Consider the following 25,374-nt stretch of genomic DNA (forward strand, 5'->3'; position numbering starts at 1 on the left):
CGGAGCCTAGCGGCGCAGATTCGTTAGAGTGACCAGACGCGAGAGGAAGACCCGGGTTCGCCGACGATGGAACACGCCAAGTATCAAAGCGCACATGAGGACAAATCCAATAAATCCTGCAATTAATTGAAGTCCGTCCGACAGGTGCAGGAGGTTGATACCCAAATAGGCTGACGCGCCCCAGAAACTGCAATGTATCGCTGGCCAAATGGTGGCGAGCTGAGTCTTCACGGCCGCTCCGCACAGCCGCGATTGAATGAGAAGCAGCACCGGGGTGAGGAGAAAACCACCCGCCGCGTAACCGACGGCGACCCAGAGCAAGCCGAACTGCAGGCCGACGACAATCCCGGTCACTTGAGCGATGGTCGCGAGAATTTCGTATTTCAGATTGAGGCCCGCCTTGCCCATGCCTCGCATGAGTGACGGAGCGATGAAGAAAATGGTTTCCCGTGCGCCCGCAATAGCAAGCACGCTTAACAGCGGTGCAGCCTCCGTCCAGTCATCACCCAGTACCAGCTGGACAAGAACGGGGGAGGCGCAGGCTGTGAAGACCATGATCGGGACCACCAGCATTGAAAGCACGTGCATAGATTTCAAGAGGTTACCTGCGACCAAATCTCGATCAGTGGAGGTGCGCGAAAATACCGGAAACATCACCCGGTTGACCGTTTGACCGAAAAGCATCACCGGGACCGCAAGCACCCGGTAGGCCATGCCGTACAAGGACAGAGCCGTAACGCCAAAAACGCGGCCCACGAGTATGTTGTCGACATTGCGGGAGAAGTAGGCGAGGGCATTGACACCGAACACCCCGACACTGAAACGCAGCAGGGGAAGGACCTCCTTCAGGTGCAGATTTGGGACCGGGCCCTTAGCCGCGACCAGCAAAACCACCCCCGCGACGACATCCATGGCAATCACCTGGTACACGACGGCGAAATAGTCCGCCCCTAATAGAGCGGCCGTGACGCCGCAAACGGTGCCGACTGCGGCACCAGCGACGTCCGACATGGCCATGCCGCGGAACTGAAGCTCGCGGGAAAGCACTGCCCGAGGCACGATCCCGAGGGCTTTGAGTGGGAGCGCGATGGCAAAAATCTGAAGTACCAGGATCAATTCTGGCACCGAGAAGAAACCTGCCAGCCCAGGAGCGGCGAGCCACGTCAACACGCCGAGTACACCGGCGGTCACCATATTCAGCGTCACTACAGCGCCTGGGGCCCGCGCGGTGAGCTGCGGTCGCTGCACCAGCGCCGCCGACAACCCCTGATCCAGCAGGAGGGTCACCAGAACTACATAAATACTTGCCACGCTGATGATTCCGTAGCTAGCCGGACCGAGGATCCGAGCGAGGATCAGCGCGCCGAAAATCTGGAAGCCCTGCCGTCCGACCACGGCTAGTAGGGACCACCGAACCCCGTGCACTGCCTTGTTTTGCTGATATACCCCATCAACGCTGTCCCTCGGTTCCGCCGCAGGCGAGGCGCTGTCGGTCCCCTTCACTCGGTTGCGCCTGCAGTCCGCTGGATGGCGTCCGACAGGGCGCGCCGGTACGCGCCAGTACTGTGCTTCGCAGCGGCCGCCAGGGAATCATCGGCAGCCGCACGTCGAAAATAATCCCAGTTCTGGATGACCCGGTGCAGGGCATCAGCCAGCTCCGCGGCGTTGCCCGGCGGAATGAACTGCGTGCTCTGATAACCCCCCGCCGCTTCCTTCAGCCCAGACGTTTCACTCACCACGAGTGGTCGCCCAGCAAGGAGGGTTTCCACAGCAGTGTTGCCGAAGGGCTCGTCGAGCCGTGATGGTACGACCGCAACATCCGAAGCTGACCTGAAGCCTGAAACATCGGTGTGAAACCCGTGAAAGGTCACGATGTCTTCGAGGCTCTGCCGCGCGACGCTCTGCCGAAGGCTTTGCTCATAGGGCTCATACCCGGGATACACGGCACCAACAACGTCCAACACTATTGGCACTGCCCGCCGGTGCAGCTCACCGACTGCGTCGATCAGCACATCGACTCCTTTGCGGTGAGACAACCGGCCGACATAAAGCACCCTGAGCGGCTGCGGATTATTCGTTTGTGCGGCCACGGTCGAGGTCGGCTCCGGCACACCGTTATAGACAATCTCCGCCCTACCCCTCAGCCAGGGGACAGCCGTCGCATGAACCTCAGCGCTGTAGCGACTATTCGCCACGATGGAACTCGCAATCACCAGCGGTCCGGCGAGCGCCATCCGCAAGAAACGCGGAGCGCTTCCCTCGGCCTCGTGGACGTGGGTAAGGACGGGTCGGCCGCTGACACGCCCTAAGACGGGCCACAGCGGAATAGTTATCGTACTGACGTAAATGATGTCAGGGTTAAATTTTTTGATTACTCGAAAACCCTTAGCGGCACCGGACATGGTGGCGATAGCAAGCTTAATCAGACCCAGGGGCGATAAAAGGGTTTTGCGTAATACTGGTGTGCTGCAACGATAAACCACGACCCCGCGGTCCTGCAGTTTCGGGACGAGTGGCCCATCAACGGGAAGCGCGACAGCCACGGTCCAGTGCCGATCCAAAAAGCCATCGATGCTTTCGAGGAGCACCCGGTCGGTGCCGTACAGTTCACTGCTCGGGTGAGCCACCAACACCCGCAACTTCTGACCTCTCACCGCACGCCCCCTGTCCTGGAGTTGCCAAAAATACTCTCTTCCCAGCGACTCCGTGTAACTAGAAATGATTGTATGCAGTGTTGTCAATGGGGTTACGCGGCGACCGGTTGTGTAGTAGAACTAATTCCGGGCGGTTCTTCCGTGTCAGGGGCGAGATTTACCCACTCACCCCTAGCGGGTGAAGCTTCGGGCGCTGGCTCCGATGCCCCTGATGTAGACAGGTATCCACATGCTTCAGAGCTCGCTCGCTCGCTCCGCCCGCAAGAGCTGGTGGATCGTTCTCCTTTCTGTCGTTATTTGCACGGGCATCGCAGCGGCCATCACTTTGGCTACCGTCCCCGTGTACCAAAGCACGGTCAGGTTCTATGTCTTCGCACCGACCGCTACGGGCCAATCGGCCCTTCAAGCGGACGAACTCGCCCGGCTGCGAATTGTCGGCTACGCCAGCCTGTTAACGAGCGAAAAGATTGTGGAACAGATTTCGAAAGCCAGTGGTGTTGACGAATCGGTTGAGACGGTCACCGACATGATCAATGCGAATGGTGATGCAGAGACACTCATTCTGACTGCAAATGTAAGAAGCGTTGAGCAAGACGAGGCACTGGCTGTCGCGTCCTCGATTGCCACCAACTTCAATCGTTTGGTCAATGATCTCGAAAGTGCGGGAAATCCTGACGGTGCGGAAACTGTGTTGAACGTCGTCGCGGGACCAACCCAGGACGACAACCCCGTTTCCCCTAGCGAAACTCTTAACTATGGGCTGGGTATCCTCATCGGACTTGCTATTGGAATGGGGGTGGTAATTTTCCGGCACCGTGCCGACGACGCATTACGCTCCGTGGCCGGTCTTGAGACCGTCAGCGGGCTGAAGCTGCTAGCCACCGTCCCCGCGGCCAAGAAGAGCGAGGTGAGGAAGCTCGGTGTCACGTCGACGAACTCACTCCAGTTCGAAGCGCTTCGTAACCTGCGAACCAATCTTCACTTCCGGTCAGATGCAGATTCGCTGCGTGCCATAGCGGTGACATCGACGGAGACGGGCCATGGCGTGTCGTCAATTGCCTACAACCTTGCGGTGGCCTGCGCAGAAGCAGGCTACCGGACACTTCTTATTGAAGCCGACCTGCGAAACCCGCGACTCGCGGAGCGTTTAGGGATGAGCCAGGAAAACGGTCTTTCGGAAGTTCTCCAGCGTGGCAGCCAATTCAGCTCCGCTATTGAGGCCGGTCCCCAGGAAGACCTCTGGATTATGTGCGCGGGCACAGCCTCCGGCCGAGCGTCCGAGCTCCTGAGCGGTAAGGCGATGGAGTCCGTCCTGAGACAGGCGAGGGAAGCGTTTGATCTGATCATCCTTGATAGTGCCCCGCTTCTGCCCTTTGCCGACTCCAGAACCCTATGCGCGCTGTCCGACGGCGTCATCGTCGTGGCCAGGTATGGGGCCTCGACTCCCGACAGCCTAAGGGCCGGCACGGAAACACTTGAACTGGTAGGTGCGAAGGTCCTGGGAATCGTCTTCAACGCGGTACCCATCGACAGGCGATTGAGGAATCGGCTGTCCCCGGAGCAGAGCCCCCCGAAGACGCCGGAGTCTGACAACGAGAACAGTCCTCAACAGGACCCAGCCCGGGATGAAAAACGTGGTCTGCATGTTGAAAGTCAATAATTTGGGGCACGAGTCCGACACTCTAGCGAGCGGAGTGAAGTGCAACTTTTCGCGTGGGTAGGTCTTTGCTTCCTGGCAGCTTTCCTGCTGCGCGCCCGCCCGGCCGCTGCGATCCTCTGTGTCATTGCGCTGTGGTTTTTCGTACCCACGGTGGGGAGCTACCTCATCACAGGGCAGCGCGTCGGCCCCCTCACCTTTCACGCGTCAACCTGGCTGACTTTCGCTGTGTTTGTCATCCAGGTGGGCAGTAACCCCCAAGCCCTCCGCCAGGCTCTTGTCCGGCATAGTTATTTGTTCCTCGTGTTGGGGCTGATCTTCGCCGTGTCTTTTCTGACGACTCGAACGATGCAAAGTGGCGGCGGCATGGTCCTGTTCATCGACCAAATGGTTGCCCCCGCGATAATTTTCCTACTTATCCTTGCAGCGGGTGCCACCACCCACGGTTTTGCAACCACTCTTAGGAACTTCCTCTTCCTGTGCGCCAGTGTGGTCACCGGCATCGCTATCTGGCAATGGTTCGAAGGAAACGTCATTTTTTATGAGGAGGGCTTTCTTACCCAGTTCTGGTTCAACCCGGAAACCCAACGGTGGATGGGCACATTCGATCAACCCCTGGCACTGTCGCTCGTGCTGTGCACCCTAATGCCGCTCCTTGCCGGAGTTCGAAGTCTCTACCTTGCGATTCCAATGTTGGCTTTGTTCATGACCGGGGTGCTCATCAGTCAGTCGCGTGTCGGAATTGTCGTGGCATCCGCCGGTGCCATCTACGCCATTGTGTTTGCGCACCATCGTCGGCGAACCAAAGCGGTGGTTCTGGCGGCCATCGGCACTGGATTCTTCTTTCTGCTTGCCTCCCCGCTCGCACTTGGAATACTCGGTCGGGTCTCGGACGATACCGGTTCCACCGAGGCCCGGAATAGGGCGTACGGCATTTTCCTTCGCGACTGGGATCGCTACCTCTTCACTGGTCAGGGGGTTACTTCGAGTTACGAGGCATCCGAATATGCTGGCCTCCAAACCAGTTTCGAAAGTTCGTTACTGATGTATGCGGTAGATATCGGAATCGTGTTCGCCGTGCTGTACTTCGGCACCCTGCTCTATATCGTGGTGGCATACCGGAGTCGGCACGCGGTGCCTGGGTTAACCATCGCCGGCTTGATCGTGGTGCTGATTCCTCATTCGTACAGCGGCCTCGCAACCCGGTCAGTGGCTGGCATCATTGTGTGGACTATCGTTGCAATGACGGTGATTGCTGCCGAGCGGAGGACTGCCCAGCCGGGTCAGATTCACCGATTCAGAGGGTTCGCCGCCAGGAGCTGGGTGAAACCCAAGCCCAGTGTCGATTCGGGGGCGCGTTGGATCGGACGATAGGGAATGGGAGGCGTGCCATACATGTCGGCGTCGCTGTCAAGACGACAGTTCATCATTGGCGCATCCGGAGGACTTGTACTCGCGGGATGTTCCGTTCCTTCACCTGGTCAAATGTCGCGTCCGATCCATACAGTCGACGATCTATTAGCCGATGAGGTGTTCTATGTTGCGCACCGAGGATCAATGGATAACTGGCCCGAGCACACCATGGAGGCCTATCAGCAGGCAGTAGCTTCAGGAGCCAAGGCAATTGAAGTATCGCTTAGCGCTACGGCCGACCACCAGCTAGTGTGTCATCACGATCTCAATACGCTCCGACTGACTGGCATTGACCGGGTTATCGCTGATACCACCTATGAAGAGCTGGCCGGGCTCCTGAACGACGCACGCCAATGGCTCGGAGACAAAAGCCTTCTGCTCCCAATTCCACGGTTGCGAGATGTCCTAAATACCCATGCGGCCCACTCAGTCATTTTTGTTGAAGACAAACAAGCCAAGAACTCCACGGCGTTGCTCGATCTGATGGATAGCTATCCGCAGCCTAACCAGCATTTCGTGTGGAAGCAGCCCGCATTAGCCGAAGTACCCCCCGAGGTTACCCGGCGGGGATACCGAACGTGGGGGTATCTGACCAACGAGGACTTCGACGTCGTCGCAACAGAAAACCTCCAGGGCCTCGCCCAACGGCACGACCTTCTCGGGATTCATCACTCAGCCCCCAACGACCTCATTACAAAGTTGGTGCAAACTGGCACGCCCGTAATTGTCTGGGAGGTACATACGCGTTCGCAGCGGGATCGACTGACTGACCTGGGTGTGCGGGGGATGATGTGCTCGAATATTCCGTATGTCACAACGGCGACCGCGCAGGCTTCAGCCGATGTTTTTGCCACCGGACTGCGAGCCCCTGGTGACCTTCCATGGGCACTTGCCTGGACGCACCAACCGGAAATCATCAGTTCGGGATCGTCGATACTGCTGTCGCACAGTGACAAGGCAAGCTACTGCATGGGGTCCCTCTGTCCGGTCCCGGCGTCCGGCTACAGCATCAGCTTCGAAATGCGGTGGCCCGATTCGTTGCCTCGCGACGGGGACCACGCCGGGCTGGCGTTCGGGCAACGGGATGACTCGGTGTACCGAGTGCGCGAAGTTTCTGCGTCGGGTGGGTATCACCTGGTGGTCCGCGGGGATGGGGAGCTAGTCATATTTGGGCGCGTAGCTAATGAAATAAACGGCTACGAGCTGGGTCGCATGACTACCGCGCCTCCCGTTGTCGGGGAATGGATGAGCTTCCGAATAGACGTCTCGGACCAGACCATTCAGTGTGCCCGATTGGATGTTCAGGAACGCACCATGACGGTGGCTACTGACGTCTACCGCGGAGGATACTTCTCCCTCTGCCGCAATTATTATGACTATCCGCCGGTGGAGTTCCGTGGCATATCGGTCACCTGATTCCGGCTTTGACGCGGCGGATGCGGGGCGCTTTATTGTTCCGTGATAGCATGGTCGCCAGTTGTTGCTGGAACTCTTTACGCGGACACGTCAGGATATGGGAAGTTTTCACAGTTCGGTGTGAGAACGAGGAAAATCCTGAGTGCTGTTTGATCTTTGTCGTGAGCAAGTTAGCAGCGCACAATCCGGATCAGGTCCGGGAAATTCAGGGTGTCAGTCCTTATGCCAGCTAGATGGCATGGGCGCGCGCTCAAACTAAGAGCTGGGCTTAGTTGCCAGGAATGCAGGAGAGATTGCTAATAGGCTCCTGCCATTCATCGCATCTAACAATAGGACCCTCTATGAGGAAATTTACAACACGTTCACTCGGCTCATTGCTCGCCCTTTCGCTTCTCCCCGTGACCGGTACCGCAGCATATTCGGCACCGGTCGATTCGGCATCCTGCCAAGCCATGGCGCAGGGAATACTGAGGAGTATCAACCCCGACAGCGGCGCGACGCTCCTGAGCGCATCTGCCGACGAAATCGCAGCGGCCAAACAAACCTTCGGATTCACCTTGGACACGGGTGTGGCGTTTAAAGCAGCGTCAGCAGCGGCCGAAGGGCTCCATCCTGTTTACCGGATGTATCGGGAGGGAAACTTCGTGTGGATACCGGATACGCCAGGTATCGGAGAGTACGAGAACGCCCAAAGCGTTCATGGATACGAAAGCCAAAACCTCGAATTTTACGCCGCGACGACCGCTTTGGATTGCGGAGTGGCGGTGCACCGTTACCTCAAGGGCGACGTGCACCGATTTGCGACGACTGCCGCGGAACGCTCTGAGCTAGCGCAGAACGGCTGGACTGACGAAGGGGCGAAATTTTGGGTGACTTCCCCAGGCACGAGCCCGGCGCCTGCTCCCGCACCCGTCCCCGCTCCGGCACCCGTCCCCGCTCCTGCGCCAGCTCCCGTCCCCGCTCCGGCGCCCGCCCCCGCTCCTGCGCCAGCTCCTGCTCCCGCAAATAACTGGGTGACCTGGGCAAGCGTCGCGGACCCCGGGGAAAACATCAATACAGTCCTGGCAAAACCTGAACTTGCGGGGAAAATCCTGAAACTACCTGCAGGTGTATTCGAAGTATCCAACTTTCGCGATCCATCGGCGGCAATTCGTGTCCCGCCGGCAGTGAAGGGCATCGTCGGTGAAGGCCGCAACACTATTATCAGGATGAAGGCGAACACCTCCAGTTTTGCCTCCACTGTGCCAGCGCAGGGGAGCGGACAGACGAACCAGCTTTACCTGATGCGGATGAACGACGGACAGGGTCAGGTACTCTCAAATTTTTGGTTGCAGGGCACCGAGCAAGGCCATCTGTACAACGGAATAATGGTAGGTCAGTCATCGCCGGGAACCGTCGTCAAGGATATTCTCATCACCGGTGTGCCCGGTGACGCCGGAACCCCGCCAGGCGAAACCTTCGGATTGAACTGGTGGCGCGGCAGTGATTCGGTGACGCGGAACGTTGAGATCGACGGTTACCGATGGACCGGGAATACCTTCGCATCACGGGTTAGGGGTGCGATTGTGGGTGCGTCTCCGATTGGTTATAACAACCATGACCGGGCGAGGCTCTACGACGTCATCACCCATGATTCGAAAGTTGGCATGCCTACCTTCTGGCGGTCGAATAGTGCTCAGACCTGGAATCTTCAGTCGATCCGCAATGTCACGGGAATCAACCATGAGGAGAGCTTCAATATTGTGCATCACCAGCCGGTCATGCACAGCTCGTACACCCGCCGGCACGTGAACTTCATGTCGAACACAGGGGACGGGAAGCTGACCATCATCGGAGCAATCACCGACGAATGGATCAGCGGGAGCCAGTCCGGTCCGATCGGCAAGGGTAAGAGAATGCTCGTATTGACCCCACATAGCTACCGGTCCTCAAATGACAACACGATCAAGACTGCACCGACCGTTGTTCTCGACGATGCTGTTACGCCGGTGCCTTACACCTGGGCGCACTGACCAGCTATCGCGCAGACATCGTCCGACGGTGACAAGCCAACACCCGAACACCCGAACACCTGTCGAATGGTGGTCGGGTGTTCGGGTCGGTACGGACCTGACCTGCAGGCGGTGGGCCACAGGGCATCCCGGGCGCGTAGAGTGTAGGTGCCCCGCCACAACCGAGGAGAGCCCGCTTGTCCATACCGTCCGCTCCGCATCACCCGTTGACCGACACTGAAGTGAGGCGGATCCGCAACGATTTCCCCATCCTGAACACCCAGGTCAACTCGCTGCCACTGATCTACCTGGATAGTGGTGCCACCTCGCAGAACCCGCTGACGGTGCTGGAGGCGGAGCAGGAATTCTACGAACAACGCAATTCTGCAGTGCACCGCGGAGCCCACACGCTGGCTGTCGATGCCACCGACGCGTACGAGGCCGCACGGGAAACAATCGCCGCGTTCATCGGTTCATCGCCGCAGGAAATTGTGTGGACGTCGAACGCCACCGAGGCATTGAACCTGGTGGCCTACGCCTTTTCCAACGCCTCCGTAGGGCGGGGAGGGGCGGCCGCCCAACGGTTTGTCCTCGGTCCGGGGGACGAAATTGTTGTCACCGAGATGGAACATCACGCCAATCTGATTCCCTGGCAGGAACTGGCTGCGCGCACCGGCGCGACGCTCCGCTGGATTCCGGTGGACGACGACGGCGCGCTCCGGCTCGACGAGGCGGCCACCATCATCGGCCCAGCCACAGCAGTCGTCGCATTCAGCCATGCCTCCAATGTGCTTGGCACCATCAATCCGGTCGCCGAGCTGGTCGCCCTGGCGCGGGAGCACGGAGCGCTGACCGTTCTCGATGCATGCCAGTCGGTCCCGCACCTCCCCGTAGACGTCCAGACACTCGGCGTCGACTTCATGGCGTTCTCCGGTCACAAAATGCTGGGACCCACCGGAATAGGAGCTCTCTACGGTCGAGCCGAGTTGCTCAACGCCATGCCTCCCTTCCTGACCGGCGGCTCCATGATTACTACGGTCACCATGGAGCGCGCCGAGTATCTCCCCGCTCCCGCACGGTTCGAAGCCGGCACCCAGCGTATCTCCCAGGCGATTGCCCTGGCAGCTGCCGCGAACTACCTCACCGAAACTGGCATGCAGCGGATCCAGGAGTGGGAGGAGACGCTGGGCAAACAACTGGTCGATGGCTTGAGCCAAGTGCCCGGGATCAGGGTCCTTGGCCCCGCGGCGGAAGTGAAAAGAATTGGTTTGGCCGCGTTCGACGTTGACGGCGTCCATGCCCACGACGTCGGGCAGTACCTGGATCACCAGGGCATCGCCGTACGGGTGGGCCACCACTGCGCTCAGCCGTTGCATCGTCGGCTCGGTCTGACGGCGACCACCCGCGCCAGCACCTACCTGTACAACACCAGCGACGAGGTGGCTGCCTTCCTGGCGGCCGTCGCCGGCGTCCGCCCGTTCTTTGGAGTGAAGTAATGTCCGATGCCCTGCAGCAGCTCTACCAACAGATCATCCTCGATCACGCCAGGGAGCGGCACGGTGCCGGCTTACTCGAGCACGACGGTGTCGGCACGCTCGGCGAGTCGCACCAGCTCAACCCGGTGTGCGGAGACGAGATAACCCTGCGGGCCGTACTTTCCGATGGAACCCTCACCAGTGTCAGCTGGGAGGGCGCGGGCTGCGCCATCTCGATGTCGTCGGCGTCGGTGATGACCGATCTCCTCCTCGGCTTGGCCCGCGACGAGGCGATGCATTTGGTGGACGAATTTCGGACCGTGATGCGATCACGCGGGAAGGTCGCCGCCGACGAAGAAGTGCTGGGTGACGCAGCAGCACTCGCCGGGGTTTCCCGCTACCCGGCGCGAATCAAATGCGCCATGCTGGCCTGGGTGGCGCTTGAGGAAGCGCTCCTCGCCGCCAACAAATAGGCGTGGGCTGCCCGGTAGCACCGGTCAGTGGTTTCGGTCCTCGAACAGGTCGGGGACGCCGTCGTCGTCGGCGTCCACCTTCTCGGCCTCCAGTACGGCGCGGTAGTGCTTGTTGCGGCTGCGCAGGATGATCGATGCGATCAATGCGGAGACCAGCGACGCGCCGAGGATGGCCACCTTCGCATGGTCGTTTTGGGATGAGCCCTGCGCGAAGCTGAGGTCGTTGACGAGCAGCGACACGGTAAAACCGACGCCCGCCAGCAGCCCAACCCCCAGGAGATCAATCCACCGCAGATCCGGGTCAAGACTTGCCCGGGTGGTTTTGGTCAGGACGAAGGTGGTCAGCAGGATCCCGATGGGCTTGCCCAGGATCAGCCCGGCGAGAATGCCGAGAGTCACGGTGTCGCCGAGGGCCGACACCAGGCCGTCGACGCCGCCGATCTCCACCCCCGCGGAGAAGAAGGCGAACACCGGCACGGCAAAGCCGGTGGACAGGGGACGGAACCGGTGTTCGAAGATCTCAGCCAGACCAGGTTTGTTCGGTCGAGGCAGTTTGACGGTGCCGTCCCTACCCTTACGTAGCACCGGAACCAGGAAGCCGAGCAAAACCCCAGCCACGGTCGCATGGACGCCCGAGGCGTGCATCAGGATCCAGACGGCAACGCCAATGGGCAGCAGGATCAGCCAGGCGGCCGGAATGTGGCGGCCGAAAAATTTGGGGTTCTTCTGGGCGAGGAACCCGAACAGGGCCAGGGGCAGCAGCATCCACAGCAGGTAGGTAAACTCGACGTCCTCGGAGTAGAAAAAGGCGATAATGCCGATGGCGATGAGGTCATCGACCACGGCGAGGGTGAGCAGGAAAATTCGCAGCGCGCTGGGAAGGTGGGAGCTGATGACTGCGAGGACTGCGAGGGCGAACGCGATGTCGGTTGCCGTGGGGATGGCCCACCCCCTCAGCGACTCCGGGGAGGACAGGTTGACCGCCACGTAGAATAGTGCGGGGACCATCACGCCACCCGCGGCGGCCGTCACCGGAACCACGGCCCTGCTCAGTTTCCTGAGGTCGCCGGCCACAAATTCGCGCTTGAGCTCCAGGCCCACCAGGAAGAAGAAGATAGCCAGCAGCCCGTCAGCGGCCCAGGCGCCGACGCTTAGTCGAAGGTGCCACGGCTCGTACCCGAACTCAAAGTCGCGGATGGCGAAATAACTGGCGGACGCCGGGGAGTTGGCCCAGACCAGCGCAGCAACTGCTGCGATGAGCAATAGAATGCCGCCAACGGTCTCTTTCCGGAGAATCTCGTTGATTCTCAGGTATTCGGGGTAACTCGACCGGCCCAGAACACTTTTCTGGGGGTGGCCTTCCTGGGGGTGACTCACGTACGACCTTCCGATGCTCTAGCCGATGAGGGTGCGGACGCCGATGACCAGCGTGGCGATACCCAGGATCATCGAGGTGGTGATCAACATGAAGTGCACCTTGAGGAACCTGGTGGGTGCACCTGACTCATCCTTTGAGCGCGGATCCTTGAAAACACGCCGCAAAAACGGCGGCCACACGATCAGGGTCCAGGCGCCGGCCAGGATCAGGATCAGGGCCAGGGGGGTGGGAAGCGACACGAGTGACCCCCTAGGCCTGGTGGCTTTCGAGCCACTTGCGTGCTTCGCTGGCCTGAAGGTTCAGGGCCTTCCCGATCATGGGCTCGGCGGCCGAGGCGATTTTCGACCCCATGAACGGGATGGACGAGCTCACCGTGCCGGTCAGTTCGACCCGGGTGTCCGTTCCGGCGGCAACGAGGCGTTGTTCGGCGTCGACAGTGACCGGCACACCGGCAACCGTCATGGCCACCCTGGCCACGCGCGAACCGTCGGGTAGGGGAGCCGTCCACTGCTCGGTCTGTGTGACGGAGAGGCTGTCGCCGACAAACTTACGCACCATGTCCGGAAGGCGGCTGGTGGGGAGTGTCCTGACGGCGGTGAGGGTGAAGGGCCCCGAGGTGTCGCCGTCGACGGTGACGGATTTCAGGGTGCCCCCGACCCGCTCACTGACGTGCTTGAGGAAGGCCTCGTCGGTGAAGACACCGGTAACAGTGGCGGCGTCGTAGGGAAGGGTGGTTGAAGCGTTCAGGGCCAAGGTTCCTCCGGGGTGGAAAGCGGGGGTGATATGCGGTTTGCGTCCCACCCATCCTAGGGCAGGACGGTGAAGCTGACCGCGGAGGTGGTGCAGGGTAGGCTGGGAGAGCACCCGGGATTCGACAGAATTTCGGGCTTTTGTGTTGAGAATTTTTGTGCTGACGACATCTGTTGACCTCGGGTCAGGCGTTTCGCCGGGACCGACGGATCCTGTAGGAGAACCATTGAGCCTGAACGGACTGCGTGTCGCCCTCGGCGAAGACTCCTCCTTCGCCCGGGTGCGCATCAACGCGTCGACGCGTGTGCCGGAACGCAACACTGATTTGCAGATCGGAGCCCCCGCTGGGCTGCGCGCAGCACTGCTGGCCGAAATGGTTGATGGCCTGCCCGCCGCAGGTGGCAGCGAACGGGCCAGCAGCGGTGAGGGCAACCGGGTTCCCGTGGTGCTGGCCGTGACCGCCACCGGCCGCGAGGCAGAGGACCTGGCCGCCGCGCTCGGGAGCTACCTGCCGGCGTCGGACATTGAGGAGTTTCCCAGCTGGGAAACGCTGCCGCACGAACGGTTGTCCCCCCGGTCGGACACGGTGGGTCGGCGGCTCTCGGTGCTCCGCCGCCTGGCACACCCCGAGGGCAGGCCCGTGCGGATTGTCGTCGCGCCGATCCGCGCGGTGGTGCAGCCCCTCGTCGCCGGCCTCGGCGAACTGCTGCCGGTCACGCTGACGGTGGGCCAGGACGCTGCGTTTTCCGATGTGGTGCGCGCCCTGTCCGACGCCGCCTACGCGCGGGTGGACATGGTCACTCACCGCGGCGAGTTCGCCGTCCGCGGCGGGATCCTCGACGTGTTCCCACCCACCGAGGACCACCCCATCCGGGTCGAGTTTTTCGGTGACGAGGTGGAGGCGATGCGCTGGTTCGCCGTCGCCGACCAGCGCTCACTGGCGCGTGAGGAGGACAGCGGTCCGGTGGCGTTATTCGCGCCGCCGTGCCGCGAAATCCTTATCACCCCATCGGTGATGTCGCGGGCAGCCCTCCTGAAACCCGACCTGCCGGCGGCCGCAGCCATGCTGGAGAAGATCGCGGGCGGCATTGCCGTGGAAGGGATGGAATCGCTGGCCCCGGTCCTGGTGGACTCCATGGTGCCGCTGCTGGGGGAGCTGCCCGCCGGGTCGATCGCCGTCGTCATCGAACCCGAGAAGGTGCGGACCCGCGCCCACGACCTCGCCGCCACCAACGAGGAGTTCCTTGAGGCGGCCTGGGCGACAGCGTCCGACGGCGGCGCGGCGCCCCTGGACCTGGGTGGGACGCTGGGCGCCGACCTGCAGACGGCCAGCTTCAGGTCCCTGACCGACACCCGGTCGGCGGCCCTGGCCAACGACGTCGCCTGGTGGTCCATCACCTCCTTCGGCTCCGACGATTCGTTGCAGGACCTGCTGCCCGAGATTGACACGTTCACCGTTCACGCCCGCGAGCCACGCGGTTACCAGGGCGATGTGGCGGAAATGATGGAGTTCCTGGGGAAGCGGGTCAGGGACCAGTGGCGGGTGGTCGTTGCCACCGAGGGCCCCGGCCCGGCAGCACGGCTGGCCGAACTGTTCCACGACCACGACATTCCGGCGGCCCGGGTGGACTCCCTCGACTCACCACCGCAACCTGGAATCATCGAGATCACCACCGCCTCGGCGGGCCGGGGATTTGTGCTGGACTCGCTCAAGCTGGGGTTGCTGACCGAGGCGGACCTGCTGGGCCGGACCACCGCGTCAGGCACCCGCGACATGCGCAAGATGCCATCCAAACGCCGGAACGCAGTGGACCCGCTGCAACTGCGCGAAGGCGACTATGTGGTGCACGAACAGCACGGCGTCGCGAGGTTCGTCGAGCTGCTGCAGCGTGCCACCGGCGCTGGACCCACCAAGACCATCCGCGAGTACCTCCTGCTCGAATACGCTCCCTCCAAGCGTGGCGCGCCCGGGGATCGCCTGTTCGTGCCGACCGACCAGTTGGACCAGGTGACCCGCTACGTTGGCGGCGACGCCCCAGCCCTGAGCAAGATGGGCGGCTCCGACTGGGCCAGCACCAAATCCAAGGCGCGCAAGGCGGTCAAGGAGATCGCCGGAGAGCTGATCCGGCTGTACTCCGCGCGGATGGCGTCGCGCGGCTTCGCCTTCTCGGCTGATACGCCGTGGCAGCGCGAACTCGAAGAAGCGTTCCCCTATATCGAGACCCCGGACCAGCTGACCACCATCAACGAGGTCAAAGCCGACATGGAGCGGGAAGTGCCGATGGACCGCCTGGTGTCGGGCGACGTCGGCTACGGAAAAACCGAGATCGCCGTGCGGGCAGCATTCAAGGCCGTCCAGGACGGCAAGCAGGTGGCCGTCCTGGTGCCCACCACCCTGCTCGTGCAGCAGCACAATGAAACCTTTTCCGAACGGTTTTCCGGCTTCCCGGTGCGGGTCAAACCCCTCTCCCGGTTCCAGAGTGCCAAGGAATCCCGGGAAACCACTGATGGGATCGCCTCGGGTGCCGTCGACGTCGTCATCGGCACCCACCGGCTGCTCTCCAACCAGGTGCAGTTCAAGGATCTGGGCCTGGTGATCGTTGACGAGGAACAGCGCTTTGGGGTGGAGCACAAGGAGGCGCTGAAGAAGATGCGCACCAATGTGGATGTCCTCGCCATGAGCGCGACGCCCATTCCGCGCACCCTGGAGATGTCACTGACCGGCATCCGGGAAACCTCGACACTCGCCACCCCGCCGGAGGAACGGCACCCGGTACTCACCTACGTCGGCCCGTACACGGACAAGCAGACCTCGGCGGCGGTGCGACGGGAGCTGATGCGCGAGGGCCAGGTGTTCTTCGTCCACAACCGCGTGTCATCGATCGACCGGACCGCGGCGCACCTCAAGGAACTGGTGCCCGAGGCCCGTGTCGCCGTTGCCCACGGCCAGATGAGCGAGTCCCGGCTGGAGCAGATCATTGTCGACTTCTGGGAAAAACGCTTCGACGTGCTCGTGTGCACCACCATCATCGAGACCGGCCTGGACATCTCCAACGCCAACACGCTGATCGTCGACCGGGCCGACAACTATGGCCTGTCCCAGCTGCACCAGCTCCGCGGCCGGGTGGGCCGCGGCCGGGAGCGGGCCTACGCCTACTTCCTCTATCCGTCGGAGAAGCCGCTCGGCGAGGTCGCCCTGGAGCGGCTCAAGGCGGTCGCCTCGCACAACGAGCTTGGCGCGGGTATGCAGCTGGCCATGAAGGACCTTGAAATCCGTGGCGCCGGGAACATGCTCGGCGGTGAGCAGTCGGGCCACATCCAGGGGGTGGGCTTCGACCTGTACATCAGGCTGGTCGGGGAGGCGGTGGCTGATTTTCGTGGGGAGGCAGAGGAAAAGGCAGCGGAAATGAAGATTGAGCTGCCGGTCAACGCACACCTTCCCCACGACTACGTGCCGGGGGAGCGGCTCCGTCTGGAGGCCTACCGCAAGCTGGCGTCGGCCCTCACCGTTGAGGCGATCGACGGCGTGGTCGAAGAGCTCAACGACCGCTATGGGGAGCCGCCGGCGCCGGCGGTCAACCTGATCGCTGTCGCCCGGTTCAGGGTTGCGGCGCGGGCAGCCGGCCTGACCGACGTGGCGCTGCAGGGAAACTTCATCAAGTTCGCCCCGGCCGTGCTGCCGGAATCGAAGGAAATGCGGCTCAAGCGCATGTATCCGGGAGCCTCGCTGAAGCCTGCCCTGAACGCTGCCCTGATTCCGAAACCCAAATCGTCGCCGGTGGGCGGGCGGGATCTTGCAGATGCGGACATTCTCACCTGGGCCCAGAACGTGGTGGATGCCATCTTCACGGACTGAAGCAGCGCATTCCTGCGGGAGGGGCGCGGTGGTAAAGTCGAACGCGACCCTGCGGGTACGACCCCCTGTCCTACAGCCCCCGGAAACCAGCCGCCAGTTGCGAAGCCGCGGACCGCGACCCGCGCTGTGGGAACCGTCCCGCATGGCACCGAATCGAAGTACGGAGAACACTCAACGATGGAAGCTATTGCCACCAGGAGCACCGCCATTGCTCCTGCGTCCCGGGCATTGGAAGTGATCGGCGGGGACCTCACCGAGAAGGCCCTGAAACGTTACCTTGAAGGCATCGCCGGCGTTGACGCCGTCGGCCTCGAAGCACGGGCGGCGTCGCTGGGAACCCGGTCGATCAAGACCACCTCGAAGGCCTGGGCACTGGATAAAATCATCTCGTTGATCGACCTGACCACCCTTGAGGGGTCTGATACGCCGGGCAAGGTCAGGTCGCTCGTCGCGAAAGCGTTGGTCCCCGACGCCGCTGATCTCACCACCCCCCGCGTAGCTGCGGTGTGCGTGTACGGCGATCTGGTGCCCCAGGCTGTGGAGGCGCTGGGCCCAGCGCACGACGACGGCGCGCTGGGCCGTATCAACGTGGCTGCGGTGGCCACCGCTTTCCCGTCCGGGCGGTCGTCCCGGTCGGTGAAGCTCTCCGACACCGCCGACGCTGTCGCTGCGGGCGCCGACGAGATCGACATGGTCATTGACCGTGGTGCGTTCCTGTCCGGCCGCTATGGTCTGGTGTTCGACGAGATTGTTGCGGTCAAGGAAGCCTGCCGCCGCCCTGACGGTTCGTACGCGCATCTGAAAGTGATCCTCGAGACCGGTGAACTGAATACGTACGACAACATCCGGCGTGCCTCGTGGCTATCCATCCTGGCCGGCGGCGACTTCATCAAGACCTCCACCGGCAAGGTGGCCCCCGCGGCAACCCTCCCGGTGACGCTTTCCATGCTCGAAGTGGTCCGTGACTGGCACCGGCTCACCGGGGAGAAAATCGGGGTGAAGCCGGCCGGCGGTATCCGCACCTCGAAGGATGCCATCAAGTACCTGGTCACTGTCGCCGAAACGGTGGGGGAGGACTGGCTGACGCCGGACCTGTTCCGCTTCGGTGCCTCCAGCCTCCTCAATGACGTGCTCCTGCAGCGTCAGAAGCTCACCAGCGGCAGCTATTCCGGCCCTGCCTACGTCACGATCGACTAAGGACAACCCATGACTTTTCTCGAATACGCACCGGCCCCGGAGTCCACAGCCATCCTGGACCTCAAAAGCGAGTATGGCCTGTTCATCGACGGTGAGTTCGTTCCCGGTAACGGGGAGTCCTTCACCACCATCTCCCCGGCCACCGAACAGGCCATCACCACCATCTCGTGCGCCAACGAGGCCGACGTCGACACCGCCGTCGCCGCCGCCCGGCGCGCCTACGAGAAGACCTGGTCGAAGCTCTCGGGCGCTGACCGGGGCAAGTACCTGTTCCGCATCGCGCGGCTGATCCAGGAACGCTCCCGTGAGCTCGCTGTCGCTGAAACCCTTGACAACGGCAAACCGATCAAGGAAAGCCGCGACGTCGACGTGCCCCTGGTCGCCGCCTGGTTCTTCTACTACGCGGGCTGGGCTGACAAGCTCGACCACGCCGGACTGGGCCCGAACCCCCGCTCGCTGGGCGTCGCAGCCCAGGTGATCCCGTGGAACTTCCCGTTGCTGATGCTGGCGTGGAAGATCGCCCCGGCCCTGGCTGCGGGCAACACGGTGGTCCTCAAGCCCGCTGAGACCACGTCCCTGACCGCCATGCTGTTCGCTGAGATCCTGCAGCAGGCCGACCTGCCCGCGGGCGTCGTCAACATCGTCACCGGTGCCGGCGCGACCGGCTCAGCACTGGTGAACCACCCGGACGTGAACAAGGTGGCCTTCACCGGTTCCACCGCCGTCGGCCGGTCCATTGCCCGCTCGACGGCGGGAACCGGGAAGAAGCTCACTCTGGAACTGGGTGGCAAGGGTGCGAACATCGTGTTCGACGACGCCCCCATCGACCAGGCCATCGAAGGCATCGTCAACGGGATCTTCTTCAACCAGGGCCAGGTCTGCTGCGCCGGATCGCGGCTGCTGGTCCAGGAATCCGTGCATGACGAGGTAGTGGCGCGGCTCAAGGCCCGCATGTCGACCCTGCGGGTCGGCGATCCCCTCGACAAGAACACCGACATCGGTGCCATCAACTCGGCCGCCCAGCTAGGCCGGATGCGCGAGCTCTCCGACGTCGGGGAGCAGGAGGGCGCCGAACGGTGGAGCCCGGTCGGCGACCTGCCACAGCAGGGCTTCTGGTTCCCGCCCACCATCTTCACCAACGTGTCGACCAGCCACCGCATCGCCCGTGACGAGATCTTCGGGCCGGTACTGTCCATCCTGACCTTCCGCACCCCGGCCGAGGCGATCGCCAAGGCCAACAACACGCCGTACGGTCTCTCGGCAGGGATCTGGTCGGACAAGGGCAGCCGGGTGCTCGCCGTCGCCGACAAGCTGCGCGCCGGGGTGATCTGGGCGAACACGTTCAACAAGTTCGACCCGGCGTCGCCGTTCGGCGGCTACAAGGAATCCGGTTACGGCCGGGAAGGCGGCCGCCATGGACTGGGCGCCTACCTGGCCCCGGCCGCAGCCCGCACGTCAGTTGTCTCAGCCATCATGAACAAGACCGTCCTGGGAGGCTCCAAATGAGTGCTGCACGCCTGGGGGTGCCGAAAACCTACAAGCTCTACATCGGCGGGAAGTTTGTCCGCAGCGAGTCCGGCCGGGTGTACGAGGTAGCAACAACGAAGGGTGGGCCCATGCTGAACACGGTCAACGCCGCGAAGGGCTCACGCAAGGACGCGCGCGACGCCGTTACCGCCGCCCGCGCCGCAGTCAGCGGCTGGGCCGGGACCTCCGGGTACAACCGCGGCCAGGTACTGTACCGGATCGCCGAGGTCCTCGACGGGCGCCGCGCCCAGTTCGCCGATGAAATTGCCGCCTCCGAGGGGGTCACGGCTACCGCCGCGGCCGCCCAGGTGGACGAGGCCATCGACCTGTGGGTCTGGTACGCAGGCTGGGCCGACAAATACGTGCAGGTTGCAGGGAACGCCAACCCGGTCTCCGGCCCGTACTTCAACCTGTCCACCCCCGAGCCCACCGGCGTCGTCGCGGTCATCGCACCGCAGGGCCCCGGCTCGCTGCTCGGATTCGTCCGTGCGGTCGCGCCGGTGCTGGTCAGCGGCAACACGGTGGTCGTGCTCGGCAACGAACGCGCACCGCTTGCGGCCCTGAGCCTCGGTGAAGTTCTCGCCACCTCGGACGTCCCCGCGGGCGTGGTGAATATCCTCAGCGGGTCCCCGGCGGAGATCGCCCCCTGGTTGGCATCGCACGCCGACGTCAACGCGCTGGACCTGCTCGGCGCGGAAAGCCTCGAGTGGGTTGACCTGCAGATCGCCGCAGCGGAGACCATGAAACGGGTTCTCCCACCCGAGAGCGGGCCCGACGCCGGAGCCCCCTCGATCGACCGGATCACCTTCTTCACCGAAACGAAGACCGTCTGGCACACGAAGGGCCTGCTCTAGGCCGTCCCACGCGCAGAAAAGCGGCGGACCTGCAGAGGAGTGGTAAGGCAACCACTCGCCTGCGGGCCCGCCGCTTTTTCGTGGGCAGAAGCCGTACGTTTAGGTGCCGCCTAGGCCTTACGGTCGCCCTCGGCGAGGTCAGGACCGGTGTCGGAGCGGCCGAGGATGGTTTGCGGGATCCAGAATGCCAGGAAGAAGAGGACTAGGCAGGCAGCGAAGGCCCAGACGTTCTGCTGGTCGAAGAAGGTCAACGAGAAAATCGATCCGAGGAACAGCACCATCATCACGGCGAACGTGACGATGTTGCTGGCCAGATGCCCCTCACCGGAGTGGGTGGGCTGCTTGCGCTGAGCGGACCGCTCTGCGGGTGCCGAAGTCGCTGGGTGTGACATGGAGTCTCCTCGAGAATGTACAGAACGTTACTGACTCAACCATAACTGGATTCGCCGCCGTCCGGCGCAGCGGTCAGAGTCCCAGCGATTCTTCCACATCGCGCAGGACCGCATCCAGCCGGGCGCGGGCGGTCACCTTCGCGTCGTTGAGCCCGGCGGCGGACTCCACCGGTTCCACCACCTCCAGATAGCACTTCAGCTTCGGCTCAGTGCCGCTGGGGCGGATGATTACCCGGGTGTCGTCACGGGTCAGGTAGAGCAACCCATCGGTGGGTGGCAACCCGGCGTGGCCCAGTAAAAGGTCCTGGACGACGTCGACGGCCGAGTCGGCGAAGGACTGCGGCGGATTTTCCCGCAGCCGGTTCATCATGGCCCCGAGCAGGCCCAGGCTGCCGACCCTGACCGAGAGCTGGTCCCCGGCGTGCAGTCCGTGCACCAGGGACAGGTCGTCGAGCAAGTCGAAGAGGGTGCGGCCCTCGGCTTTGGTCGCTGCGGCGAGTTCGGCCATCAGCAGGCCGGCCGAAATGCCGTCCTTGTCGCGGACCAGATCCGGGGCTACACAGTAACCCAGAGCTTCCTCGTAGCCGTAGGCCAGCGACGGGACACGGGAAATCCACTTGAACCCGGTGAGGGTTTCGGTGTGGGCGACGCCGGCGGTGGCGGCGACGCGGGCCAGCAGCCGGGAGGAAACAATCGAGTTGGCGAAGACGGTTCCCGCCCCGTGTGCTTCGGCACCCTGTGCGTCAACCCGGTGGGCCCGTCGCGCCGCGAGGTGCTGACCCAGCAGGGCGCCGGTTTCATCCCCACGGAGCATCCGCCATTCGCCGGTTGCTGGGTCCTTTGCTGCGACGGCGACCCGGTCGGCGTCGGGATCATTGGCGAGCACCAGGTCGGCGTCCAGGTCTGCCGCCGCGGCCAGCGCAAGGTCAAGCGCCCCCGGTTCCTCAGGGTTGGGGAAATCGACAGTGGGAAAGTCGGGATCCGGCTCGGCTTGCTCGGCGACGACGTGGACGGTTCCGAAGCCCGCGGCGCCCAGGACCTCCTGGGCGGTCCTGCCGCCCACCCCGTGCATCGGGGTCAGAACGATTGAGAGGTCGCGCGCCGGGAACCGGCTACGGTCCACCAGGGCGATCACCGAGGTCACGTAGTCCTTGGCGATGGTGGCGGGGAGCACACTCCAGCCACGGGGTGCGAGGACGATGCCGTCCAGCGGCCCGACTGCTGCGATGCGGGCGGCGATCTCGGTGTCCTGTGGTGCGACGATTTGGGCGCCGCGGCCATCAGCGTCAACGGCCCGGCCACCAAGGTAGACCTTGTACCCGTTATCCTGCGGCGGGTTGTGGCTGGCGGTGACCATGACGCCCACCTCACACTCCAGGGCGCGGACCGCGTAGGCGAGCACCGGGGTGGGGAGCTCGCTGGGCATCAGGAAGGTCTGGATGCCGGCCGCGGTGAAGACTGCGGCAGTCTCTTCAGCGAAGCTGCGTGAGTTGTGGCGTGCATCGAAGCCGACGACGGCGCGCGGCACGTAGCCCCCGCTGGCGACGCCAAGCACATGGGCTGCGACACCGGCGGCGGCGCGACGCACCACCACCCGGTTCATCCGGTTCGGGCCGGCGCCCAGGGCAGCGCGCAGCCCTGCGGTGCCGAACAGTAGGGGTCCGCTGAATCGGTCCTGTAGTTCCTGGATCGCGGCGGCGCGGTTGGTTTCGCCGTTGATCTGCTCAAGCAGCGCCTCCAGTTCCGCAGCGGTCTGCGGATCCGGATCCTCGGCCGCCCAGCCCCGGGCAGTCGCGAGGAGGGACTCGTGGTCGGCGTTCGTCATGACTTCAACTTACCTTTGGTCTGGAGCTAGAGCCGGCTGATGATGTCAGCCAGTAAACGTGAGATACGGGGGCCAGCGGCTGCACCGGACTCAATGACTTCGGCGTGGCTCAGCGGTGTTGCGCTGATGCCGGCTGCCAGGTTGGTGACGAGGGAAACGCCGAAGACCTCCATGCCAGCGTGCCGTGCGGCGATGGCCTCCAGGGCCGTCGACATCCCGACGAGATCGGCGCCGATGGTCCTGGCGTAGCGAACCTCGGCGGGGGTCTCGTAGTGGGGGCCCGTGAACTGGGCGTAGACGCCTTCCTCGAGGGAGGGGTCAACCTCGCGGGCGAGATCCCTGATGCGCGGTGAGTACAGGTCGGTGAGGTCGACGAAGGTGGCACCCTCAAGCGGTGACGTGGCGGTGAGGTTGAGATGGTCGCTGATCAGGACGGGAGTGCCGGGGGACCACTGCTCCTGCAGCCCGCCGCACCCGTTGGTCAGGACCATCACTTTGGCTCCCGCGGCGGCCGCGGTGCGTACGCCGTGGACGACCGCCCTGACCCCCTTGCCCTCGTAGTAGTGGGTGCGGGAACCGACGACGAGGGCCCGTTTGCCCGACGCCGTCAGCACCGAGCGCACAGTACCCACATGGCCCTCGACCGCCGGGGCCGAGAAGCCCGGAATGTCCGAGGACTGCAGGGTGTGGGTGGTTTCGCCGATGAGGTTGGCTGCTTCGCCCCAGCCCGAGCCGAGCACCAGAGCGATGTCATGGCTTTCGACGCCAGTGTGGGTGGCAATGTGGGCGGCTGCGGCGCGCGCGAGGTCGAAGGGGTCGGTCGGCGTCGTCGGCGTGGGGTTCTCGATCACTGGTCAAACTTACCCTCAGTTCCCGGCGTGCGGCCACCGGGAGGAGGGACTGGCGGGGGGAGGTCGACCGTTTGGGTGCACGCCCGGGATAGGACAGAATGGACAGTTGTGACCAGCCAATTAGACTTCAGTGCCCTTCGAATCGCCATTCTGGGCGGCGGGCCCGGCGGGTATGAGGCGGCAATGGTCGCCGCGTCGCTCGGCGCCAGCGTTACCATCGTCGAACGTCATGGGCTCGGCGGAGCGGCGGTCCTGACCGACGTCGTACCGTCCAAAACGCTCATCGCAACGGCCGACATCATGGCTCGGGTTGCCTCGGCGCACGAATTGGGGGTGCGCTTCGAGAACACCGAGGCGGCCTACGCGGATCTCGGCCAGGTCAACGCGCGGCTCCTCAAGCTCGCCCACGAGCAGTCGGCGGACATTACCCGGGCACTGGAGCGGGTGGGAGTGAAGGTTTTCATCGGTGAGGGCAAACTGCTCGACAATCACCGGCTTGAGGTCACCGCCGACGGCGAAACCACGATCATCGAAGCCGACGCCATCCTGCTATCAGTCGGAGCGCACCCGCGGGAACTCACCACCGCCCAGCCCGACGGCGAACGCATCTTCAACTGGACCCAGCTCTACACCCTCACCGAGGTCCCCACGAACCTGATCGTGGTCGGTTCGGGAGTCACGGGCGCCGAGTTCGCCTCAGCGTATGACGGCCTCGGTTCCAGGGTCACCCTGATCTCGAGCCGGGACCGGGTGCTGCCCGGCGAGGATGCAGACGCCGCCGAGGTGCTCGAAAACGTGTTCAGGAACCGCGGGATGACGGTGCTCTCCGAATGCCGGGCCCAGGGCGTGGAGCGGGCGGGCGACGGCGTCGTGGTCACCCTGTCCGACGGCCGGACCGTCGAGGGCAGTCACTGCCTCATCGCTGTGGGATCGATCCCCAACACGGCGGGGATTGGGCTCGAGGAAGCGGGAGTCCAACTCACCGAATCGGGCCACATCAAGGTTGACGGCGTGTCTCGCACATCGGCACCGAACGTGTACGCAGCGGGGGACTGCACCGGGGTGCTGGCTCTCGCGTCAGTCGCCGCCATGCAGGGCCGGATTGCCATGGCTCACCTGATGGGCGACAGCGTCACCCCGCTGAAGCTGAAACAGGTTGCCTCCAACATCTTCACTGCCCCCGAGATTGCCACCGTGGGGGTCTCCGAGGCCGACGTCGAGTCCGGCCGGTACCAGGGCGACGTCGTCAAGCTCTCCCTCCACACCAACGCCCGGGCGAAAATGATGAACGTGACCGACGGATTTGTCAAGATCATTTCCCGCAAGGGATCGGGAACGGTAATCGGCGGTGTCGTCGTCGGTCCCCGGGCCTCCGAGCTGATTTTCCCCCTCGCTCTGGCCGTGACCAAGAAGCTGCATGTTGACGATGTGGCGAACACTTTCACCGTGTACCCGTCGCTGACCGGGTCCATCTCAGAGGCAGCGCGGCGGCTCCACGTCCGTCTGTAGGGCAAGGATTTCCAGCTACCCCAGCCCTGACGGAACCGGGCTGGGGTACCCTGTCTGTCGGGTGCGCTGTCCATATAATGGACAATTTTATCCACCCGTTGGACCTTACTGGTCTGATTGATGCATTCAACCACCTGATCGCGGTGCCCGCACGGC

At 63.2% G+C, this 25,374-nt stretch carries 19 protein-coding genes; 11 read left to right on the forward strand and 8 right to left on the reverse strand.

From position 1 onward, the window contains the following. Positions 1-6: 6 nt before the first annotated feature. Entirely contained in the window at positions 7-1,503 is a 1,497-nt protein-coding gene (locus ACX80A_RS09225; RefSeq protein WP_459259407.1) for a lipopolysaccharide biosynthesis protein, read from the reverse strand. Next, positions 1,500-2,654, reverse strand: a complete 1,155-nt coding sequence (locus ACX80A_RS09230; protein WP_459259408.1) for a glycosyltransferase family 4 protein — start codon at positions 2,652-2,654, stop codon at positions 1,500-1,502. The genes ACX80A_RS09225 and ACX80A_RS09230 overlap by 4 nt, the downstream gene beginning before the upstream one ends. Before the next feature lie 229 nt (positions 2,655-2,883). Here ACX80A_RS09230 and ACX80A_RS09235 point away from each other — a divergent pair, with 229 nt between their 5' ends. The 6 genes from ACX80A_RS09235 to sufU all read left to right on the forward strand — a co-directional run bounded on the left by ACX80A_RS09235 (position 2,884) and on the right by sufU (position 11,079). Beyond that, entirely contained in the window at positions 2,884-4,314 is a 1,431-nt protein-coding gene (locus tag ACX80A_RS09235) for a tyrosine-protein kinase domain-containing protein (RefSeq protein WP_459259409.1), read from the forward strand. A gap of 39 nt (positions 4,315-4,353) precedes the next feature. Further along, entirely contained in the window at positions 4,354-5,685 is a 1,332-nt protein-coding gene (locus ACX80A_RS09240; RefSeq protein ID WP_459259410.1) for a hypothetical protein, read from the forward strand. A 183-nt stretch (positions 5,686-5,868) separates the two neighbouring features. Further along, positions 5,869-7,140 (forward strand): glycerophosphodiester phosphodiesterase, encoded by a 1,272-nt coding sequence (locus ACX80A_RS09245; RefSeq protein ID WP_459259411.1) that lies wholly within the window; start codon positions 5,869-5,871, stop codon positions 7,138-7,140. A 341-nt stretch (positions 7,141-7,481) separates the two neighbouring features. Then, the gene (locus tag ACX80A_RS09250) at positions 7,482-9,152 is read left to right on the forward strand and encodes a hypothetical protein (RefSeq protein ID WP_459259412.1); all 1,671 of its coding nucleotides are present in this window, start codon (positions 7,482-7,484) and stop codon (positions 9,150-9,152) included. Between the two features lie 176 nt (positions 9,153-9,328). Then, the gene (locus ACX80A_RS09255; protein WP_459259413.1) at positions 9,329-10,627 is read left to right on the forward strand and encodes a SufS family cysteine desulfurase; all 1,299 of its coding nucleotides are present in this window, start codon (positions 9,329-9,331) and stop codon (positions 10,625-10,627) included. Beyond that, on the forward strand, positions 10,627-11,079 hold the full coding sequence (gene sufU, locus ACX80A_RS09260) for a Fe-S cluster assembly sulfur transfer protein SufU (RefSeq protein ID WP_459259414.1): 453 nt from the start codon (positions 10,627-10,629) through the stop codon (positions 11,077-11,079). The genes ACX80A_RS09255 and sufU overlap by 1 nt, the downstream gene beginning before the upstream one ends. Before the next feature lie 24 nt (positions 11,080-11,103). Here the strand turns inward: sufU and nhaA are convergent, their stop codons facing one another. Genes nhaA through ACX80A_RS09275 form a run of 3 tightly spaced genes read right to left on the reverse strand, consistent with a single transcriptional unit; the run spans position 11,104 to position 13,210 of the window. Next, positions 11,104-12,456, reverse strand: a complete 1,353-nt coding sequence (gene nhaA, locus ACX80A_RS09265; RefSeq protein ID WP_459259415.1) for a Na+/H+ antiporter NhaA — start codon at positions 12,454-12,456, stop codon at positions 11,104-11,106. 18 nt (positions 12,457-12,474) lie between these two features. Continuing rightward, positions 12,475-12,696, reverse strand: a complete 222-nt coding sequence (locus ACX80A_RS09270; protein ID WP_459259416.1) for an SCO4848 family membrane protein — start codon at positions 12,694-12,696, stop codon at positions 12,475-12,477. A 10-nt stretch (positions 12,697-12,706) separates the two neighbouring features. Next, a complete protein-coding gene (locus tag ACX80A_RS09275) occupies positions 12,707-13,210 on the reverse strand; it encodes a DUF2505 domain-containing protein (RefSeq protein WP_459259521.1) in 504 nt (167 codons plus the stop codon). 223 nt (positions 13,211-13,433) lie between these two features. Here ACX80A_RS09275 and mfd point away from each other — a divergent pair, with 223 nt between their 5' ends. From mfd to ACX80A_RS09295, 4 genes are all read left to right on the forward strand, one after another. Next, the gene (gene mfd, locus ACX80A_RS09280; protein WP_459259417.1) at positions 13,434-17,063 is read left to right on the forward strand and encodes a transcription-repair coupling factor; all 3,630 of its coding nucleotides are present in this window, start codon (positions 13,434-13,436) and stop codon (positions 17,061-17,063) included. 177 nt (positions 17,064-17,240) lie between these two features. After that, positions 17,241-18,260 (forward strand): deoxyribose-phosphate aldolase, encoded by a 1,020-nt coding sequence (gene deoC / locus ACX80A_RS09285; RefSeq protein WP_459259418.1) that lies wholly within the window; start codon positions 17,241-17,243, stop codon positions 18,258-18,260. Between the two features lie 9 nt (positions 18,261-18,269). Next, complete coding sequence (locus ACX80A_RS09290; protein ID WP_459259419.1) at positions 18,270-19,766, forward strand: aldehyde dehydrogenase family protein; 1,497 nt, start codon at positions 18,270-18,272, stop codon at positions 19,764-19,766. Next, on the forward strand, positions 19,763-20,641 hold the full coding sequence (locus ACX80A_RS09295; protein WP_459259420.1) for an aldehyde dehydrogenase family protein: 879 nt from the start codon (positions 19,763-19,765) through the stop codon (positions 20,639-20,641). Before ACX80A_RS09290 ends, ACX80A_RS09295 begins: the two co-directional genes overlap by 4 nt. 110 nt (positions 20,642-20,751) lie before the next feature. Here the strand turns inward: ACX80A_RS09295 and ACX80A_RS09300 are convergent, their stop codons facing one another. The 3 genes from ACX80A_RS09300 to ACX80A_RS09310 form a co-directional block, all read right to left on the reverse strand. Next, positions 20,752-21,033, reverse strand: a complete 282-nt coding sequence (locus ACX80A_RS09300) for a hypothetical protein (protein ID WP_459259421.1) — start codon at positions 21,031-21,033, stop codon at positions 20,752-20,754. A 73-nt stretch (positions 21,034-21,106) separates the two neighbouring features. Next, complete coding sequence (locus ACX80A_RS09305) at positions 21,107-22,858, reverse strand: phospho-sugar mutase (RefSeq protein WP_459259422.1); 1,752 nt, start codon at positions 22,856-22,858, stop codon at positions 21,107-21,109. A 26-nt stretch (positions 22,859-22,884) separates the two neighbouring features. After that, entirely contained in the window at positions 22,885-23,709 is an 825-nt protein-coding gene (locus ACX80A_RS09310; RefSeq protein ID WP_459259423.1) for a purine-nucleoside phosphorylase, read from the reverse strand. A 108-nt stretch (positions 23,710-23,817) separates the two neighbouring features. Here ACX80A_RS09310 and ACX80A_RS09315 point away from each other — a divergent pair, with 108 nt between their 5' ends. Continuing rightward, on the forward strand, positions 23,818-25,218 hold the full coding sequence (locus tag ACX80A_RS09315) for an NAD(P)H-quinone dehydrogenase (protein ID WP_459259424.1): 1,401 nt from the start codon (positions 23,818-23,820) through the stop codon (positions 25,216-25,218). The last annotated feature ends 156 nt before the right edge of the window (positions 25,219-25,374 follow it).

The organism is Arthrobacter sp. TMN-50 (genome assembly GCF_054511125.1).